Below are 13,635 nucleotides of genomic sequence, written 5' to 3'. Positions count from 1 at the left end.
ACAGCGATTTTTGCTTATTTTAGGGCTTCTCATGTTTCTCCTTTATTTATTTATGGGGCTTGCCTTTATATTCTGGACAAGGCTTGCAATTCCTATAGATAGGCCTTACAAAATCGCTATTGGGGTTTTTCTAATCGTCTATGCATTTGTGCGATTACTCAGTCTGGCAAAACAAAACTAATAATATGAATAAAGTGTTTTTTGCATTTTTACTGCTAAGCTTTGTTTCTTGCAAACAAAAAACTAAAGCGGTAAAAGAAACCAGAACGGCAGGGAACTTAACCATGCTGGTCGATGAAAGCGTTGGCCCAATCGTTAAACAAGAAATAGAAATTTTTAATCTCGATTATCCCGATGCAAAAATTGTTATGCTCAATCGGCCAGAGGAAAAGCTTTTGCCAGTCTTTTTGAATGACAGCGTTAGAGTTGCTGTACTGCCGAGAATGCTTACGACAGATGAACAGAAATTTTACAAAAAGAGAAATATTCCAATAAACACTTCGAGGTTCGCCGTTGATGGAATTGCCTTAATTACAAATGTAGATAATATTGACAGTACAATTAACGTTAAAGAAATTATTGACATATTGCAGGGAAAAAGTGCTGATAAAAAACTCGTATTTGACAACATTTACTCCAGTACATTCTCCTACTTGAAACAGATAGCCAACATTAAACAATTCCCCAAACAAAATGTTTTTGCAAAGAACAACAGTAACGAAGTAATAAAGTTAATTGCTGAGGATAAAAACTATATTGGCATTTTAGGCGTAAATTGGGTATCTGATCAAAATTTAGAGATGACTAAAGAGATTGCGAAAGTTAAATTTCTTGGCGTTAAGAATTTAAAAGGTAAACCAGGTCATGATCAATACTATAAGCCAACACAAAACAATTTAATTAACGGTATTTATCCCTTTCTTCGGAATATAAATATTTTAGATTGCGAAGGTAGAGATGGTTTAGGCACAGGATTTGCAACATGGTTAAGAAGTCAGCGGGGACAATTAATTGTACTTAAATCTGGACTTGGTCCTCATAAGTTAATGCCAAGGGAAATAAATTTATTAAAGAAATAAAAATTTTATTATAATTGAAAAAAGATTGTTGGTTCAATCCGAAATTCAAAATTGAATACCTAACGAATTTGTAATACAGTAAAATTTATTACTAAAATTTTGTTAACATTAAAACAATAACGAACTATGAAAATCTCAAAAAAAGCAATAGCCTTAAATGTAGGTATAGCGTTAGTGGGTTCAGCGGTTTTTGCTCAAAATTTAAATGATGCAAAAAAGGCCATTGATGCTGAGCAGTATGAAAAAGCAAAATCGATGCTTAAAACTTTAACCAGTTCTAAGCCATCAGATGGGGATAGCTTTTATAATTTAGGTTTAGTTTATCTAAAAACAGGTTATATAGATTCAGCTAGAAATGTGTTTAATGCAGGTTTAAAAGGCGATCCAAAAAATGCATCAATTTATGCTGGTTTAGGTGAAGCAGATTTACTATCGAATAACCCAACTTCAGCAAAAACTAATTTCGATCAAGCAATTTCTTTATCGCCGAAGGATTATAAAACTTATTTGGCCGTTGGTAAAGCTTATTTAGCACAGGATAAACCTAGCGATGTAGAATCGAAACCAGATTTTGACAGCGCAATTGCGAACTTAACTAAGGCAGATGATTTAGATGCTAAGGATAAAGATGCGGATGTTTTCGTAGCAATTGGTGATGCTTACTCATTGCAAAGCAAAAATTCTGAAGCATTAGGTCCATATTTTAGAGTTCAGGATATTGATCCTACAAATAGAAGAGCTAAAGTACAAACAGGTAGAATGTACAAGCAATCTCGTGCATTTCCTGAGGGCGAAAAAGAATTGTTGGATGTAATTGCAGCAGATCCAAATTACGGCCCTGCATATCGCGAATTAGGAGAACTTTACTTACAGTGGAGTAATTTTGGTACGGATAAGGAAAAAGCAGCTAAGGCAATTGAGAATTATAAAAAGTATTTAGATTTAACCGATAAATCTTTAGAATCTCAAATTCGTTATGCGCAATTCTTATTCTATGCTAAAGATTACCAAACGCTTGAGCAGGTGGCTTCGCAAATGAATGTTGATGCAAACGACCCTAACAGCGTTGTAGTTGCGAGAATGAAGGGGTGGGCTGCTTATGAGAATAAGAATTACCCTCAATCATTAACTTATATGAATGAGCTTTTTAGCAAAATTAAAGATAAGTCTAAACTTTTGCCTAATGATTACTTGTATTTGGGTAAAGCAGAATTGCAAGCAGGACAAGATAGTATTGCATTAGTTAATATCGTTGAAGCAACAAAAGCAGATTCTACTAATGCTGAAGCAATTGGTGATGTTGCAGCATCGTACATGAAAGCCAAAAAATACGGTAAAGCAGCCGATACTTATGAAACGGCTATTAAGTATAACCCAATGGGTAAAGGCTCGTTGTATAATTACTACTATATTGGTGTAAATCGTTTTTACCAAGCATATTTTGATAAAAAAGAAAATAAGCCGTTGGATATTGCTGGTTTAGTAAGAGCAGACTCTGCTTTAAGTACTTTACAAAGATTAAGTCCTGGATTATCTCTTGCAGCTTTTTATAGAGCACGAATAAATAGCACGATGGATGATAAAACAAATCCAAAAGGTTTGTCTATTCCACATTATGAAAAATATGTAACCATTATCAAACCTGAAGAAATAGAGGCAAATAAAGCAAATCTAACTGAGGCTTATGATACTTTAGGAGAATGGTATGCTAAAAAAGATAAACAAAAAGCAATTGATTATTTTACCAAAAGTATAGCGTTAGATCCAGTATCTAAATATGCACCAGCTAAATTGAAAGAGCTTACAGGTGCAACAGGTGCTAAAGCAAAAGGAAAATAAAACAGTTAATATAATTTAGAAAAGGCAGCGTTTGGTTACTCTGCCTTTTTCTTTTACTTTTGTAGCAGAAAATTAAGAATATGCAAGCGCAAAGTACCTCAATAGATTTTTTACCGATTATATTTCAAGTAATTGTTGCCTTAGGGTTTGTAGTAACAACTTTAGTTGCCACACATTTTTTAGGCCCAAAACGTAAAACCAGCGATAAATTAGAAACTTTTGAGGCTGGTGTTAAAATGATTGGTAATGCAAGGCAGCCATTTTCCGTTAAATACTTCGTGGTAGCAATATTATTTGTTCTTTTTGATATAGAAGTTATTTTCATGTATCCTTGGGCAGTTAATTTTAAAGCATTAAAAATGGATGGAATGATAGAGATGTTCATTTTTATGGCTACACTATTATTAGGATTTGTGTATGTACTTAAGAAAAAAGTGTTAGACTGGAACTAATAGGTTAACAATTGTGGCCTGCATTTGAGCATAGAAAAACTGTTAATTGAGAACTGAAAACCAAATGTGTATCATTTACACTTAGCCCCCAGTTAAATTAATTATTTAGAAAGGTTCTAAATCAAGTATCGTTTGTATGTTTGGCTTTAAAATATTGTAAATTTGTGTTCATTCTATAAAAAGGAATGAACATTTTTTGTTTAAAAACATGAGTGAAATTAATATAGTAGATGCACCTCCAGGAACAGAAGGACCTGGCTATTTTGCCACTTCTTTAGATAAAGTGATCGGTTTGGCTCGCGCAAATTCGTTGTGGCCGTTGCCTTTCGCAACTTCTTGCTGCGGCATTGAGTTTATGGCAACTATGGGTTCACATTACGATTTGGGTCGTTTCGGTGCAGAGCGTTTAAGTTTTTCTCCCCGTCAAGCTGATGTTTTAATGGTAATGGGTACCATTGCAAAAAAAATGGCACCAGTGCTTAAGCAGGTTTATATTCAAATGGCCGAGCCACGTTGGGTAATGGCTGTTGGTGCATGTGCAAGCAGTGGCGGTATTTTTGATACCTATTCTGTTTTACAAGGAATTGATGAGGTTATACCAGTTGATGTTTACGTGCCTGGTTGTCCGCCTAGGCCTGAAGCTATTTTAGATGGTTTCCAGCGCGTACAAGATTTAGTTAAAAATGAATCGGGCAGAAGAAGGCATTCTGATTATTATAAAGATCTTCTCGGTCAATACGGTATTAAATAATGGAGCAAACAACTTTAAATAACGATATCCATGTTAAGCTTGTAGAAAAGTTTGGCGAAAAAGTAACAGCAGTTTCCGAACCTTATGGTTTATTAACTTTTGTAACCTATACAGATGTAATTCACAACGTACTTTTGCATCTTAAAAATGAATTAAATTTTAATTTCTTAACGGATATTACAGCTGTACATTACCCCGAAAAAGACCATGGAATTGCAGTGGTTTACCACTTAAATAATATGGTAGAAAGGGTAAGAATTAGGGTAAAAGTTTTTATTGCTGAAAAACATCCAACTATACCTACTGCTACTACAATTTGGAAAGCTGCCAATTGGATGGAACGCGAAACGTATGATTTTTTTGGCGTTAAGTTTGAAGGTCACCCAGATTTGCGCCGTATTTTGAATATGGATGATTTGGGTGTTCACCCAATGTTAAAGCAATACCCTTTGGAAGATCCAAATCGTGTTGATAAAAAAGACGAATTTTTTGGCAGATAATTTTTGCCGAAATAGAAGTTAGATATAACAAATAATTAACAATAAAATTTGAAAGGAGTTCCGTTTTTTCGGAATTAAGGGCCATGAATCATAACCATCCTGTATTTACAGATAACGATCCTCAAGAGGAACTGGTAACTTTAAACCTAGGTCCAACCCACCCAGCAACACATGGAGTTTTCCAAAATGTTTTGCAAATGGATGGAGAACGGATTGTTAGCGGCGTATCTACAGTTGGATACATCCATCGTGCTTTTGAAAAAATTGCCGAGCATCGCCCATTTTATCAAATTACCCCACTTACAGATCGTTTAAATTACTGCTCGTCGCCAATTAACAATATGGGTTGGCACATGACGGTTGAAAAACTGTTAAAAATCGAAATGCCAAAACGTGTAGATTATCTACGTGTAATTATAATGGAACTTTCTCGTATTGCAGATCATATTATATGTAATACAATTATTGGTCAAGATACCGGCGCAACAACAACTTTCTTATACCTTTTTCAATTTAGAGAGCACATTTACGAAATTTTTGAGGAAGTGTGTGGTGCACGCTTAACAACAAATATTGGTAGAATTGGTGGGTTTGAGCGAGATTTTAATGAGGTAGCATTTACCAAAATCAATAAATTTTTAAAAGAATTTCCAGTCGCTTTAAAAGAATTTGAAAACCTTTTAAACCGTAACCGTATTTTTATTGATAGAACTGCGGGCGTTGCCGAAGTAGGTAAAGAAACAGCTTTAGATTACGGTTGGACTGGTCCACTTTTGCGCGCTACGGGTATAGATTATGATGTTCGCGTAAGCGATCCTTATTCTTCTTATCAAGATTTTGATTTTGAAGTACCAGTGGGTACAAGTGGCGATATTTACGATCGTTATTTGGTTCGGAATGAAGAAATGTGGCAGAGTTTAAGGATAATCGAACAAAGTTTAGAGAAATTAAAATCTGAGCCTAAAGGTATTTTTCACGCTGATGTGCCAGAATTTTATCTTCCTCCAAAACAAGAAGTTTACAACAATATGGAAGCCTTAATCTATCATTTTAAAATTGTGATGGGCGAGATTGATGCACCGAAAGCGGAAATTTACCACGCTGTAGAAGGTGGAAACGGCGAATTAGGATTTTATTTGATAAACGATGGTGGACGTACGCCTTACCGTTTGCATTTTCGCAGACCTAGTTTTATAAATTATCAAATGTTTGCACCAATGAGCGAAGGCATGTTATTATCCGATGCCATTATAAACATGAGTAGTATGAACATTATTGCAGGAGAATTAGATGCTTAAAGTAGAAGAACAAACACCTGTACAGTTGTCATCAGCTTTGCTGGCAAAATTTGATGATGTTAAAAGCCGTTATCCAGAAGGAAAGCAAAAATCGGCTTTACTGCCACTTTTGCATTTAGTACAGGCCGAATATTTATGGGTAAGTACATCAGCAATGGATCAAATTGCTGCATATTTAAATATTGAGCCTATTGAAGTTTATGAAGTAGCCACTTTCTACAGTATGTACTTTTTAAAGCCACAAGGAAAATATGCAATGGAAGTTTGCCGCACAGGACCTTGTTGTTTGGTAGGTGCAGAAAAAATATTAACACACTTAGAAAACACTTTAGGTGTAAAAGAAGGGGAAGTTACTGCAGATGGGTTGTTTAGTTTTAGAGGTGTTGAGTGCTTAGCTGCATGTGGTTATGGGCCAGTTTTACAAATTAGTCCAGATTATACCTTCTACGAAAACTTAACAACTGAAAGTGTAGATAAATTGATTGAAGATTTAAAGAACAAATGAGATTTGAGAAACTAGATATGAGATATGAGATTGGCAATTTGTCTAAAATCTCACATCTCACATCTCACATCTAATAAATACATGAGCCGTAAATTATTACTTGAGCATATAAACGTACCAGGCATCAATACATTTGAGGTCTATCGCCAAAAAGGTGGTTACCGTGCCGTGGAAAAAGCCCTTAAAACTTTAACACCTGAAGAGATTGTTGAAGAAGTTAAGAAATCAGGCTTGCGTGGCCGTGGTGGAGCAGGTTTTCCAACAGGTATGAAGTGGAGTTTTTTGGCTAAGCCAGAAGGTGTTGCGCGCTATTTGGTGTGTAACGCAGATGAGTCTGAACCTGGAACTTTCAAGGATCGGTATTTAATGACGCACATTCCGCACGCTTTGATAGAAGGTATGATTGTATCTAGCTTTGCTTTAGGTGCGAAAGTTTCTTACATCTACGTTCGTGGCGAAATGATGCCTCAAATTCGTATTTTAGAAAAAGCTATTGCCGAAGCTAAAGCTGCAGGTTTTTTAGGTAAAAATATTTTAGGTACAGGTTACGATTTAGAGTTATATGTGCAACCAGGTGGCGGTGCTTACATTTGTGGTGAAGAAACTGCATTGTTAGAATCGCTTGAAGGTAAAAGAGGAAACCCTAGAATTAAACCACCTTTCCCGGCAATTGCAGGTTTATATGGTTGCCCAACGGTAGTAAACAATGTTGAATCCATTGCTGCGATTGTACCCATCATTAACGATGGCGGAGAAGAATATGCAAAAATAGGTATTGGTAGAAGTACTGGTACAAAGTTAATATCCGCATCGGGTAATTTAGTAAAGCCAGGTGTTTATGAAATAGAATTAGGCTTACCTGTAGAAGAATTTATTTACTCTGATGAATATTGTGGCGGTATTGCAAATGGAAAACGCCTAAAAGCAACAGTTGCGGGCGGATCATCGGTACCTGTTTTGCCAGCAAACTTAACTTTAAAGTTAGCCAACGGCGAGCCACGTTTGATGAGTTATGAATCTTTATCAGAAGGTGGATTTGCGACAGGAACGATGTTGGGTTCTGGCGGTTTTATCGCTTTTGATGAAGACCAATCTATTGTTCGCAATACTTGGAATTTTTCTCGCTTTTATTATCACGAAAGTTGCGGACAGTGTTCGCCATGCCGTGAAGGTACGGGATGGATGGAAAAGGTTTTGAATAGAATTGTACACGGAAAAGGCAATATGCAGGATGTTGATTTGCTTTGGGATATACAACGTAGAATTGAAGGAAATACAATTTGCCCGTTAGGTGATGCAGCGGCTTGGCCAGTAGCGAGCGCAATTCGTCACTTCAGAGATGAATTTGAATACTACATTAATGAGCCGGTTAAAAGTCAGACAGTGCCTTATGGTATGGCAAATTATGCTGTGCCGATAGAAAAGATAACTGTAACTGAAGAGAAATAAGATTTTAAGTCACTTTTTGTGATGAAGTCTGGCGTCGTGGCCAGGAACAGCTAGTCCCGACTTCTCGGGAAAGCAATCCTAAAGCGATAGACTATAAAGAAAAGTTTGATTCGTGCCTCGCAAAGACGGCACAATAAATAAAGATAAAGCTTAAACTTTTTGAAGGTTTTTAATTTAAAATTTTCACTTTTGAATTTAAATAATGAGTGATAAAGTTAAGGTTACGATAGACGGAATAACGGTAGAGGTTGATAATGGAACTACCATCCTAAATGCTGCAAGGCAAATTGGCGGTGATATTGTTCCACCAGCAATGTGTTATTATTCTAAGTTAGAAGGCAGTGGTGGAAAATGCCGTACCTGTATCGTTAAGGTATCAAAAGGTTCGGAGAAAGATCCTCGGCCAATGCCAAAACTGGTTGCATCTTGCCGTACAACAGTAATGGATGGAATGGAAGTGTTGAATATTACCTCGCCAGAGGTTTTAGAAGCACGTGCAGGTGTAGTAGAATTTTTATTAATTAATCATCCGTTGGATTGCCCAGTATGTGACCAAGCAGGTGAATGTGATTTACAAAATCTAAGCTACGAACATGGTTTGCAACAAACCCGTTTTGAGTTTGAACGCCGTACTTTTGAACGTATTGATATTGGCGATAAAATTCAACTGCACATGAATCGGTGTATTTTGTGCTACCGCTGTGTTTTTGTTGCCGATCAGATTACAAATAAACGTGTTCACGGTATTTTAAACCGAGGTGATCACTCAGAAATTTCTACATACATCCAACAGGTTGTAGAGAATGATTTTTCTGGTAACGTAATTGATGTTTGTCCCGTAGGTGCTTTAACCGATAAAACATTCCGTTTTAAAAATCGGGTTTGGTTTACAAAACCTGTAGATGCGCACCGTGATTGTAATCATGATACGTGCAATGGTAAGGTAACACTTTGGTATAAAGGCGAAAACGTTTTACGTGTTACGGCTCGTAAAGATGAGTTTGGAGAAGTTGAGGCATTTATTTGCAACGAGTGTAGGTTTGATAAGAAATTAACGGCCGATTGGGTGATTGAACATCCAACACATATTGATGATACTTCAGTAATTGCATCGAATCATTACGAAACATTAATACCTTTGCACGTAATACAGCCTAATGAAGCTTTGCAGGCAGCTAATGAAATTGAACTACACAAAAAAGTAAAATATTAATGGATACAGGTTTTATCATAGAAAAATTTATTCTGGTAGCGGTAATTTTCGGCATCAGTTTGGTGGTAGCCATGTATTCTACTTATGCTGAACGTAAAGTTGCGGCATTTCTACAAGATCGGTTAGGGCCAGATAGGGCAGGTCCTTTTGGTATTCTTCAGCCATTGGCAGATGGAGTGAAAATGTTTATGAAAGAGGAGATTATTCCAACAGCTGCAAACAAATTCCTCTTTATCGCTGGCCCTGGTTTGGCATTGCTTTGTGCATGTATTGGTACAGCGGTAATTCCTTGGGGTAGTCCAATGGAAATTGGTGGCAAGTTGGTTCCTTTACAAGTTGCAGATATTAATGTTGGCGTTTTATATATTTTCGGCGTTGTTTCTTTGGGTGTTTACGGCGTAATGATTGGTGGTTGGGCATCAAATAATAAATATTCGTTATTAAGTGCAATCAGAGCAGCATCACAAAATATCAGCTATGAAATTGCAATGGGTTTATCTATTATCGCATTGCTTTTAATGACAAATACGTTAAGCTTAAAAACAATTGTAGAGCAACAGCACGGTTTTAATTGGAATGCTTGGTATCAACCATTGGGCTTTTTAATATTTATGATTTGTTCTTTTGCAGAAACCAATCGTGCACCATTCGATTTGCCTGAATGTGAAACGGAATTAATCGGTGGTTATCACACTGAATATTCATCAATGAAATTAGGCTTTTACTTGTTTGCAGAATACATCAATATGTTTGTATCCTCGGCAGTAATGGCCACCCTATATTTCGGAGGCTATAATTATCCTGGGATGGATTACATGGCAACTTTATTGGGGCCAACTTGGGCGCCTCTATTTGGTGTAGCTATCCTATTTTTAAAAATAGTTTGCTTCATCTTTTTCTTTATGTGGGTACGTTGGACAATCCCCCGTTTCCGCTATGATCAATTGATGAATTTAGGTTGGAAAGTCTTAATACCTTTGGCCATTGCCAATATAATAGTAACAGGAATTGTGATTGCGTTTGTTGAGAAGTTTTAGACTTCCATCTCCTGAAGGGGAGTGATAGCGAAAAAATTAAAAAGCCTTTTAGGTTTAAATGTAAGATTTACACATGTATATAAAAGCCTCTTTAGAGGTTTGGAGTTATGGAATCATTAAGTAATAAGAAAAAAGTACTAGATCAAAAGCCTTTGACTTTAATGGAGCGGATGTATTTGCCTGCCATTTTTAAGGGTATGGGCATTACTTTTAGCCATTTGTTTAAAAAAACTGCTACGATAAGATACCCAGAGGTTGAACGTGAGTTTTCTACTAATTTTAGAGGGATGCACTCGCTAAAACGCGACGAAAATGGAAAGGAACGTTGTACTGCTTGTGGTTTATGTGCACTTTCGTGCCCAGCTGAAGCCATTACCATGATTGCAGCAGAACGCAAGCCAGAGGAGAAAGATTTGTATCGCGAAGAGAAATATGCAGCAACCTATGAAATTAACATGTTGCGTTGCATTTTTTGTGGTTTGTGTGAAGAGGCTTGTCCGAAAGAAGCAATTTATTTAGATGGGCCAATTGTACCAGCAGATTATCTTCGTAAAGATTTTATTTACGGTAAGGATAAATTGGTGGAAGAGCCTTTAGTAATGAAAAAATAAATATCATTCGTGGCGACACGAAATAAATAACTTACAAAGTCCATCATTGCGAGGAACGAAGCAATCCTAATGCGATGATTTTACAAAATAGATTGCTTCGTGCCTCGCAATGACGGCAAATTAAATATAAAATAAACAAAATATTAATGGGTACACAAGTATTCTATTTCGTAGCCACATTAAGTATCATCTGCTCGCTGATGGTGGTTTTTGCAAAAAACCCAATACATAGCGTATTGTACTTAATTTTAACTTTTTTCACCTTTACGGTACATTATGTGCTTTTAAATGCACAGTTTTTGGCTGTTGTAAACTTTATCGTTTACATGGGTGCCATAATGGTATTATTCTTATTTGTTTTAATGTTACTCAACTTAAACAAAGAAAGCGAACCGCTTAAATCTCCGTTGATTAAAATTGTGGGGTTAATAGCAGGCTGTTGTTTAGTGGTTACTTTAATCGGTTCATTTAAGGCAGCAAGTATTAACAGCCCGCTTGTTTTACAAAATCAAGGTTTGGGTTTAGTAGAAAACTTAGGTAAAGAACTTTTTGGCCCTTTCTTGTTGCCGTTCGAGTTATCGTCGCTTTTACTATTAACTGCAATGGTCGGCGCTGTTTTGTTATCTAAAAAAGATGAGGTAGAATCATAATGGAAAATTTAACAACACAAATGGCCGGCGTTCCACTAAATCATTATATATATTTATGTGCAATTATTTTCTCTATTGGAGTAATTGGCGTGCTAACCCGCAGAAATGCAATCGTAATTTTTATGTCGGTAGAACTGATGTTGAATTCTGTAAACTTACTTTTAACAGCATTTTCAGTTCAACATAACGATCCATCGGGGCAGGTTTTTGTATTCTTTATTATGGCGCTTGCCGCTGCAGAAGTAGCAGTTGGCCTCGCGATTATTGTTATGGTTTACAGAAATACAAAATCTACAGATATTAATGTTTTAAATCGCCTTAAGTGGTAAATTATATTTAAGAAATGACAATAGAACAGTTGATTTGGTTGGTTCCTTTACTTCCTCTTTTAGGGTTTGTAATTAATGGGCTAGGCAGAAATTTTTTATCAAAAAGCGTAATTGGAATAATCGGAAGTGGCGTTATTCTAGCTTCTTTTATTATTAGCGTAGTTATATTTTTCACTTTACAAGGTGATGCTCAGAAATCTCACGAAGTATTTTTATTCGATTGGATTAGTGCTGGGAAATTGCATATACCGTTATCTTTCTTAGTTGATCCACTAAGTTCGGTAATGCTTTTGATTATTACTGGCATAGGTTTTCTAATCCATTTATACTCGGTAAGCTATATGCACGCTGATGAATGTTTTGGTAAATTTTTCAGTTACTTAAACTTATTTGTGTTCTTCATGCTCATATTGGTATTGGGCGCTAATTACATTGTAATGTTTATCGGTTGGGAAGGTGTAGGTTTATGCTCGTACCTTCTAATTGGATTTTGGTACACCAATAGTGCTTATGCATCTGCAGCGAAAAAGGCTTTTGTAATGAACCGAATTGGCGATTTAGGCTTTCTATTGGGTGTATTCTTAATGTTCAACTTCTTTGGTAGTGTAGAGTTTTCTAAAATCTTTCCTCAAGCTGCTAACATGTTACCCGGAAATAATATGTTGGTGCTAATTACCATGATGTTATTTATCGGAGCCTGCGGTAAATCTGCACAGTTGCCTTTATTTACATGGTTGCCAGATGCAATGGCTGGTCCAACGCCTGTTTCTGCATTAATACACGCCGCAACAATGGTAACTGCTGGTATTTATATGATTGCCCGTTCTAGCGTTTTGTTCGACTTGGCACCTTTCACGCAGCACATCATCGCCATTATTGGCGCAGCAACCGCTTTAATCGCTGCAATTATTGCTTTATCACAAACCGACATTAAAAAGGTATTAGCCTATTCAACCGTATCCCAATTGGGTTATATGTTTTTAGGCTTGGGTGTTGGTGCTTATACAGGTTCTTTTTTCCACGTTTTAACGCATGCATTTTTCAAAGCATTACTTTTCTTGGGTGCTGGTTCTGTTATCCACGCCATGCATCACGAGCAGGATATGCGGAATATGGGCGGGTTAAGAAAAAAGCTTCCTATAACATTCCTAACCATGATGGTTGCAACCATTGCAATATCGGGAATTCCACCATTTTCGGGTTTCTTTTCTAAAGATGAAATTTTAGCACACACTTTTCAGTATAGCCCAATATTATGGGGCGTAGGCGTGTTAACTGCTTTTTTAACTGCGTTTTATATGTTTAGAATGATGTTTCTTACATTCTTTGGTAATTACCGCAGTAAACATCATGCAGAAAGTCACGTGCATGAATCGCCAGTAACAATGACAGCTCCATTAATTATTTTGGCAATTTTATCTGCTATCGGCGGTGCAATAAACATACCTCATATTTTTGGTGGAAATGAGTGGTTAGCGCATTGGCTATCTGGCGCACAGGTTGCGCAACATGAATTAAATTTAGATCATACTACAGAAATTGTTTTAATGGCTATTTCCGTTTTACTAGCTATAGGCGCATTGATTTTTGCCTATTTCCGCTATGTTAAAGGCGCACGTATTCCAGCGTTAGATTCCGAAAACCGTTCTCCACTTGTTAAAATATCATACAATAAATTTTATTTAGATGAAATTTACGATTTCATTATTACTAAGCCTTTGGACGGATTATCAAAGTTCTTTTATAGAGTGATAGATACTAAATTTATTGATGGTATTGTAAACGGATTAGGATGGAGTACAAACGAAGCCAGCAAAGGCGTTCGTTTAATACAAAGTGGAAACATTGGTTTCTATATTTTTATGATGGTATTTGGTATCGTCGCATTGCTTGCATATACATTTTATTACATTTAAAAAGGG

14 protein-coding genes are annotated in these 13,635 nt (G+C 36.4%); all 14 read left to right on the top strand.

Annotated elements, in window-relative coordinates; genetic code table 11:
- The first annotated feature begins 185 nt into the window (after positions 1–185).
- The 14 genes from EZJ43_RS03820 (at position 186) to nuoL (ending at position 13,629) form a co-directional block, all read left to right on the top strand.
- Positions 186–1,079 carry a PstS family phosphate ABC transporter substrate-binding protein gene (locus EZJ43_RS03820; RefSeq protein WP_133261350.1) on the top strand — a complete coding sequence of 298 codons (894 nt, stop codon included), beginning with the start codon at positions 186–188 and terminating at the stop codon, positions 1,077–1,079.
- 126 nt (positions 1,080–1,205) lie between these two features.
- A complete protein-coding gene (locus EZJ43_RS03815) occupies positions 1,206–2,918 on the top strand; it encodes a tetratricopeptide repeat protein (protein WP_133261349.1) in 1,713 nt (570 codons plus the stop codon).
- 80 nt (positions 2,919–2,998) lie between these two features.
- Positions 2,999–3,370, top strand: coding sequence for an NADH-quinone oxidoreductase subunit A (locus tag EZJ43_RS03810; RefSeq protein ID WP_133261348.1), 372 nt, complete (start codon positions 2,999–3,001; stop codon positions 3,368–3,370).
- 208 nt (positions 3,371–3,578) lie between these two features.
- On the top strand, positions 3,579–4,121 hold the full coding sequence (locus EZJ43_RS03805) for an NADH-quinone oxidoreductase subunit B (RefSeq protein WP_133261347.1): 543 nt from the start codon (positions 3,579–3,581) through the stop codon (positions 4,119–4,121).
- Positions 4,121–4,621: an NADH-quinone oxidoreductase subunit C gene (locus EZJ43_RS03800; protein WP_133261346.1), complete on the top strand. Its 501-nt coding sequence runs from the start codon at positions 4,121–4,123 to the stop codon at positions 4,619–4,621. The genes EZJ43_RS03805 and EZJ43_RS03800 overlap by 1 nt, the downstream gene beginning before the upstream one ends.
- Before the next feature lie 83 nt (positions 4,622–4,704).
- A complete protein-coding gene (locus tag EZJ43_RS03795) occupies positions 4,705–5,919 on the top strand; it encodes an NADH-quinone oxidoreductase subunit D (RefSeq protein ID WP_133261345.1) in 1,215 nt (404 codons plus the stop codon).
- Positions 5,912–6,424, top strand: coding sequence for an NADH-quinone oxidoreductase subunit NuoE family protein (locus tag EZJ43_RS03790; protein ID WP_133261344.1), 513 nt, complete (start codon positions 5,912–5,914; stop codon positions 6,422–6,424). Before EZJ43_RS03795 ends, EZJ43_RS03790 begins: the two co-directional genes overlap by 8 nt.
- A gap of 81 nt (positions 6,425–6,505) precedes the next feature.
- Complete coding sequence (gene nuoF / locus EZJ43_RS03785) at positions 6,506–7,873, top strand: NADH-quinone oxidoreductase subunit NuoF (RefSeq protein WP_133261343.1); 1,368 nt, start codon at positions 6,506–6,508, stop codon at positions 7,871–7,873.
- Between the two features lie 202 nt (positions 7,874–8,075).
- Entirely contained in the window at positions 8,076–9,086 is a 1,011-nt protein-coding gene (locus EZJ43_RS03780; RefSeq protein WP_133261342.1) for a 2Fe-2S iron-sulfur cluster-binding protein, read from the top strand.
- Positions 9,086–10,123, top strand: coding sequence for an NADH-quinone oxidoreductase subunit NuoH (nuoH, locus tag EZJ43_RS03775; protein ID WP_133261341.1), 1,038 nt, complete (start codon positions 9,086–9,088; stop codon positions 10,121–10,123). Before EZJ43_RS03780 ends, nuoH begins: the two co-directional genes overlap by 1 nt.
- Before the next feature lie 107 nt (positions 10,124–10,230).
- Positions 10,231–10,734, top strand: a complete 504-nt coding sequence (locus EZJ43_RS03770; protein ID WP_133261340.1) for a NuoI/complex I 23 kDa subunit family protein — start codon at positions 10,231–10,233, stop codon at positions 10,732–10,734.
- 146 nt (positions 10,735–10,880) lie between these two features.
- Positions 10,881–11,384, top strand: a complete 504-nt coding sequence (locus tag EZJ43_RS03765; protein ID WP_133261339.1) for an NADH-quinone oxidoreductase subunit J family protein — start codon at positions 10,881–10,883, stop codon at positions 11,382–11,384.
- Positions 11,384–11,713, top strand: coding sequence for an NADH-quinone oxidoreductase subunit NuoK (nuoK, locus tag EZJ43_RS03760; RefSeq protein ID WP_133261338.1), 330 nt, complete (start codon positions 11,384–11,386; stop codon positions 11,711–11,713). Before EZJ43_RS03765 ends, nuoK begins: the two co-directional genes overlap by 1 nt.
- A 14-nt stretch (positions 11,714–11,727) precedes the next feature.
- Positions 11,728–13,629 (top strand): NADH-quinone oxidoreductase subunit L, encoded by a 1,902-nt coding sequence (gene nuoL / locus EZJ43_RS03755; RefSeq protein ID WP_394343215.1) that lies wholly within the window; start codon positions 11,728–11,730, stop codon positions 13,627–13,629.
- Positions 13,630–13,635 lie beyond the last annotated feature (6 nt).

The sequence above is a fragment of the Pedobacter changchengzhani genome, from assembly GCF_004354365.1.
Lineage (GTDB): Bacteria > Bacteroidota > Bacteroidia > Sphingobacteriales > Sphingobacteriaceae > Pedobacter > Pedobacter changchengzhani.
Note: the sequence above shows the minus strand (reverse complement) of the source record. Positions and strands in the feature narration are given on the sequence as shown.

Bases quoted from the DNA above. Each gene is read 5' to 3' on its own strand.
- EZJ43_RS03805 (WP_133261347.1), top strand. From the start codon at position 3,579: ATGAGTGAAATTAATATAGTAGATGCACCTCCAGGAACAGAAGGACCT.
- EZJ43_RS03780 (WP_133261342.1), top strand. From the start codon at position 8,076: ATGAGTGATAAAGTTAAGGTTACGATAGACGGAATAACGGTAGAGGTT.
- EZJ43_RS03790 (WP_133261344.1), top strand. From the start codon at position 5,912: ATGCTTAAAGTAGAAGAACAAACACCTGTACAGTTGTCATCAGCTTTG.
- EZJ43_RS03765 (WP_133261339.1), top strand. From the start codon at position 10,881: ATGGGTACACAAGTATTCTATTTCGTAGCCACATTAAGTATCATCTGC.
- EZJ43_RS03815 (WP_133261349.1), top strand. From the start codon at position 1,206: ATGAAAATCTCAAAAAAAGCAATAGCCTTAAATGTAGGTATAGCGTTA.
- EZJ43_RS03800 (WP_133261346.1), top strand. From the start codon at position 4,121: ATGGAGCAAACAACTTTAAATAACGATATCCATGTTAAGCTTGTAGAA.
- EZJ43_RS03795 (WP_133261345.1), top strand. From the start codon at position 4,705: ATGAATCATAACCATCCTGTATTTACAGATAACGATCCTCAAGAGGAA.
- nuoL (WP_394343215.1), top strand. From the start codon at position 11,728: ATGACAATAGAACAGTTGATTTGGTTGGTTCCTTTACTTCCTCTTTTA.
- nuoH (WP_133261341.1), top strand. From the start codon at position 9,086: ATGGATACAGGTTTTATCATAGAAAAATTTATTCTGGTAGCGGTAATT.
- EZJ43_RS03810 (WP_133261348.1), top strand. From the start codon at position 2,999: ATGCAAGCGCAAAGTACCTCAATAGATTTTTTACCGATTATATTTCAA.
- nuoK (WP_133261338.1), top strand. From the start codon at position 11,384: ATGGAAAATTTAACAACACAAATGGCCGGCGTTCCACTAAATCATTAT.
- nuoF (WP_133261343.1), top strand. From the start codon at position 6,506: ATGAGCCGTAAATTATTACTTGAGCATATAAACGTACCAGGCATCAAT.
- EZJ43_RS03820 (WP_133261350.1), top strand. From the start codon at position 186: ATGAATAAAGTGTTTTTTGCATTTTTACTGCTAAGCTTTGTTTCTTGC.
- EZJ43_RS03770 (WP_133261340.1), top strand. From the start codon at position 10,231: ATGGAATCATTAAGTAATAAGAAAAAAGTACTAGATCAAAAGCCTTTG.